The sequence below is a fragment of the Deltaproteobacteria bacterium genome, from assembly GCA_016874775.1.
In the GTDB taxonomy this organism is placed as follows: Bacteria; Desulfobacterota; Binatia; order Bin18; family Bin18; genus VGTJ01.
Map to the genome: position 1 here is coordinate 1 of VGTJ01000272.1, position 5,118 is coordinate 5,118.

General features: G+C 54.1%; 4 protein-coding genes. All 4 read left to right on the forward strand.

The window, feature by feature from the left end:
- Nucleotides 1-69 precede the first annotated feature (69 nt).
- The gene (locus FJ147_26985) at nt 70-1,686 is read left to right on the forward strand and encodes a hypothetical protein (protein ID MBM4259533.1); all 1,617 of its coding nucleotides are present in this window, start codon (nt 70-72) and stop codon (nt 1,684-1,686) included.
- Nucleotides 1,687-2,081: 395 nt separating this feature from the next.
- Entirely contained in the window at nt 2,082-2,750 is a 669-nt protein-coding gene (locus FJ147_26990; GenBank protein MBM4259534.1) for a hypothetical protein, read from the forward strand.
- 132 nt (nt 2,751-2,882) lie between these two features.
- A complete protein-coding gene (locus tag FJ147_26995) occupies nt 2,883-3,527 on the forward strand; it encodes a HEAT repeat domain-containing protein (GenBank protein MBM4259535.1) in 645 nt (214 codons plus the stop codon).
- 112 nt (nt 3,528-3,639) lie between these two features.
- A complete protein-coding gene (locus tag FJ147_27000; protein MBM4259536.1) occupies nt 3,640-5,010 on the forward strand; it encodes a hypothetical protein in 1,371 nt (456 codons plus the stop codon).
- Nucleotides 5,011-5,118: the final 108 nt, after the last annotated feature.

A 5,118-nucleotide genomic window follows, 5' to 3' on the forward strand; every position in this document is an offset into this window, starting at 1 on the left:
CAAAGGCCTACAGGTCTCCGACGATGAGTTTCAAGCGCTCAATATCAAACCCGGTAAGTTTCATGGCGATTGGAACTATACGCTTCTTCCTCGCTCTTAATCGGTAACTTAATTCTTGCCCATGCCTTACGTGCGGCACGGCACGTGATCATTCAGCAAAAAGGCTGGAATAGTCTGACCTGGGCAAGCTACGTCTTGTACGGTGATTCATCGTTTACGTTGTTGTCGCCAGAACAAGAAAAACCGCAGTCCGGTCCCGTTGTTGTCGATCCCTTGAGTGTTCCGACGGGCATCACGACCTCCGCAGGTCAGTCAGCCGCACCGAGCCGCACCACACCTCTTTTGATGCCTCCGAAAGAAAAGTGGCGCTTTCCGCGGTTCTGGCTTTTTGGTCTGGGGTCGCTTGTGCTCGCCTCGGGGGTGCTGTGGTTCTCACCGTTCCCGCACTACGTTACCCAAGAGTTTCAGCGTCGCGCCCCTGCAAACGAGGCTCCGCTTTCGTCCCCTGGCAAGCCATCACTTGTTGTGCTGCCGTTCCACAATCTCAGCACCGACCCAGAACAAGAGTATTTTAGCGACGGAATTTCCGAAGACCTGATGACTGATCTTTCGAAGTTGTCCAATCTCTTTGTTATCGCTCGTAATTCTGCCTTTTCCTACAAAGGGAGAGTGGTACAGCCCGAACAAATCGGCAAGGAATTGGGGGTCCGCTACGTGTTAGCAGGGAGCGTTCGCAAAGCCGACAATCGCGTGCGCATCACCGCACAGCTTGTTGATACGACCACCAACTCCCCGCTGTGGGCAGAACGCTATGACCGCCAGTGGCAAGACATCTTTGCGCTGCAAGATGAAATCACCGGCAAAATCGTCACAGCATTACGAATACAGATCGCCCCGGAAGAACAGCAGCGACTCGCACGAGTCCCCACTACCAACCTTGAAGCCTATGACCTGTTCTTACGCGGCTGGTCGCTATACGGGCACATGACCAAAGAGACGACGCTACACGCGCGACAGTTATTTCAGCAGGCGACCCAGCTTGATCCACGGTATGCTGATGCATACGCCGCGCTTGCTGCCACCTACTTGTTGGAGTGGACGTGGCAGTGGCAACAGACGCCCCAAGCCCTTGATCTGGCGTTTGCGTTGGTACAGCAGGCAACCTCACTCAATGACACCCTCGCGTCTGCACAGATGATTCTTGGGAATGTCTTCTTATGGAAAAAAGAATACGATCGCGCACTCGCCGCGACAGAAAAAGCCATTGCCCTCGATCCCAACGATGCGGAAGGCTATGCCACGCTTGGAGAGATTCTTACCTGGATCGACAAACCAGACAAGGCTATTGAGTGGACACAAAAGGCGATTCGCCTCAATCCACGGGCATCGACCTCATATCTGTGGATTCTCGGGCACGCCCATCGGTTAGCTGGGCGCTGTGAGACGGCAATAGCCGTGCAACGCGAAGTCGTACGCGAAAGTCCCACACACCTCGGCGCGCGTGTCGAGTTAGCTGTCTGCGCAAGCACCTTGGGGCATGACGGAGAAGCCCGCGCCGAAGCGGCAGAGATTCAACGCATCAACCCGCAGATTTCCTTGGAGAGTTTGCGACGTAGTCTGCCACACAAAGACGCGACTCTCCGTGAGCATGTCCTTACGCAACTGAGCAAAGCTGGGGTACGATAACCCGCTCGGCCGAAACATACACGGCGTGACCCGATGGCTGCCGCCCATCGAGAATACGCATACCCTCTTACAAAAACACAATTTTTCGACTGATTTAGCAGCCCTCATCACTGGCTGATCCGACCGTACTGGGAAAGCCTGGTATTTTTCCTCCCCACCAGCGTCATCTCTTCATTTGCGACGCGCCGTGGCGCAGTGCGACGCGCAATCTAGCGCCTTTCTTACAGAGAGCGAGAAACAGGCACTCTCAAAGAAAGGAGCAGAAAAAGAAACATCTATGAACAGCGCGTAGCCGATGGCTCCGAAGAGGAAATGAAAACCCCCAGAGAACCTCACTACCAGTGCTTCCCCTGGATGCAGAAGTCAAAACGAACAACACATGAAGGAGAACGACAATGGCAACGACGAAGAAATCACTGATGGCTATGACCCGTAACACTCACAACCAAGCAAAAGGAGCAACGACAATGAAGAAAATGACCAAAGCTTTTACCGCAGTCGCATTAACCGCAGCAACCTTTACCGCCCCGTTTGCCTATGCTGGCGGTGACTACAAAGTGATTAAGGATGGCGAAGTTCGCCTAGGTGATGACGCCAATGCTCTTGCCAAAGGACGCTTCTCCTTTGCGCTCCCCGACAACTATGACAATACACAAAAAGTCGTCCTGCAGATGCGTGTTCGCGGGGCAGCGATGCCAACATCCGCTGGGAACGCTATCTTTACCAAACACTCGGTCTATCTGAATCCGACTAACACAGCCCTGAGTGCAACTGGCGCTGACGGCTGTCGAGAAGATTCAACCGCGATCCCAGACCTCCCAGCCAACGTGGATACGCGCATTAACCGCATCGAATCCCACCGGACGATTGAGAACGCCAACGAAGCCTTCGTACAACACCAAGTCCTGAGTGGCAGCAAACTCAACGTTGGTAACAATCTATTAGTGATCTGCCCTCGCGATAGCAACGGAAGGGTTGACACTCCGGGGAACAGCGCTGACGACAGCATAGAAGTTGACGACTTCTCCGTCAGTGCAATCGTCCTGCAGTTCAAGACGAAGTAAGACATGGAGCAACATGAACGACAAGGAGAGATGCGTACAGAAGCATCTCTCCGGAACCAGGTAAGTGCCATCCAGAGACAGAACCCAGAGGGAGACCCAACTCCCTCTCTTCTTTTGATGAGGACTCACGTCATGAACACTTTTATTCCCGGATTTTTCTTTGCCATTCTTCTCACGGTTCTGATTCCGCATCCTGCTGCGGCCACCACCTCCGGCTTCCTCATCCTGGACGTTGGCAAGCTCAGCGCCAACATTACCGCTACGCCACTCGACCAGGTCTTAGAAGAGTTTAGTCAAGTGAGCGGTGTCCCTATCCGCTGGCTCAACGGCACCGCATCTACCGAGGCCGTCTCTGTTGAATTCACTAATCTACCCGTAATCACTGGGTTGCGACGGCTTCTGGCCAAGCAGCAATTCATACTTTTTTACTCGTCCGACACCTCCCAAGCACGATTGACACAAGTCTGGATCACCAACAAAGGAGACGAACAATCGCAGTTTGCCGCTTCTCGTAGCAAACTCACAGAGCCGGCGACTGCGACGACTCACATCAGCCGAGAGGAAGACGACCCCTTGGCAGGCATGCAACCAGAGCAACTCTCCTTTATCGCGCTCCAGGAGAATGATCCTATGCTGCGTGAAAAAGCGATCAACTACTTAGAAGCGTACGCCCATAAAGACCGCCGTGCCCTCGAAGCACTGGCACGTTTGGCTCAACAAGCATCCCTCCCTGAGATTCAAGCGCTTGCTGCCGAAGCGTTGCGCGGATTCGAATGAACGAGGGGCTCTTCCTGACGGTTGGCCAGTATTCGTAGCGCTGTGTACAATTCTGTTTGACGGTGCAAGAAAAAGTCGATTTCTCTCATCTTATGCCTCCGGGAGGCAGGCGATGAGGCTAACACAGACTGGCCATTCGAGAGAGTTGCATGCGGTAGGACAGCTTTGGTATGACAAGGCCATGCCGCGACCCGCTGCTCCTGACTCTTTGGACAAGCGTCTTTTGGTATCTGAACTCGATGCTCGCTCCGAACAATCCACACTGTCTTCGTCATCTACCGTAACTCACGCGGTGCATGAACTCTTTGTGGGTCGCAAGAGCGAGGTGACCACGCTGCAAACCGCTTTGGCTCACGCACTTGCCTCTCGTGGTCAGTTGGTGTTAGTCAGCGGCGAGCCTGGTATAGGCAAAACCCGCTTGGCACAAGAATTTGCCGATAGCGCACGACAGCAAGGCGCCGCGGTCCTGTGGGGTCGATGTTGGGAAGGGGATGGTGCACCGGCTTTTTGGCCGTGGGTGCAAATCATTCGCACTCTTGTGCAGCAGTGTGACGCCGACAGCCTCGCAAAAGACATGGGTAGGGGTGCAGCACATATCGCCCACGTCGTCCCTGAAGTGTGCGAGCAACTTCCCCATGTATCCACCACGACAGGCATGGACTCTGAGCATGCCCGCTTTCGTTTTTTCGATAGTCTCACCAGTTGGCTCAAAAGAGCTGCCAAGCAACAACCATTGCTGCTTATTCTCGATGACTTGCATTGGGCTGATGTCTCGTCACTCCTGTTACTACAATTTCTGGCACGAGAGCTGGCCGATGCGCGACTGTTCGTGCTGGGTACCTATCGAGACACAGAGGTCAGCAGCGGACACCCGCTTGCTGAAACGTTGGGCACGCTCGCTCGCATGAGTCAACGACTTGCTCTGGGCGGGCTCACGGAAGCAGAGGTCGCGGACTTTGTTGTAGGAACAGGCCTCTACTCTGGTGAGGCATTAGTGACGACCCTGTGCAAGGAAACTGAAGGAAATCCATTTTGCCTCACGGAAGTGATTCACCTCTTGGCACGTGAGGAGAAACCGACGGTCACACCTTTCCCCATTCCTCACGGCGTGCAAGAAACTATTCGCCGCCGACTCGCACGGCTCTCACCAGCCTGCGGACAACTCCTCACGACGGCAGCGGTGATCGGACGTGAGTTCACACTTGACGTCCTTGCCCACAGCACCAACGTGCACACAGAAAGTGCACGACTTCAGATGTTGACGCTGATCCAAGAGGCACTCACAGCCCGGTTGCTCGTGGACGCAGTAGACAAAGGACATACGTACCGATTCGTCCATGCCCTGGTGCGAGAAACATTGTATGAAGATCTTCCTCTGCCACAGCGTATTGCCTGTCACCGTCAGGTTGGTGAGGCGATCGAACAGCTCTATGCTGTCGACCTCGGCCCCTACCGTGCCGAGTTAGGCATGGGCAAGAATTAAGTTACCGATTAAGAGCGAGGAAGAAGCGTATAGTTCCAATCGCCATGAAACTTACCGGGTTTGATATTGAGCGCTTGAAACTCATCGTCGGAGACCTGTAGGCCTTTG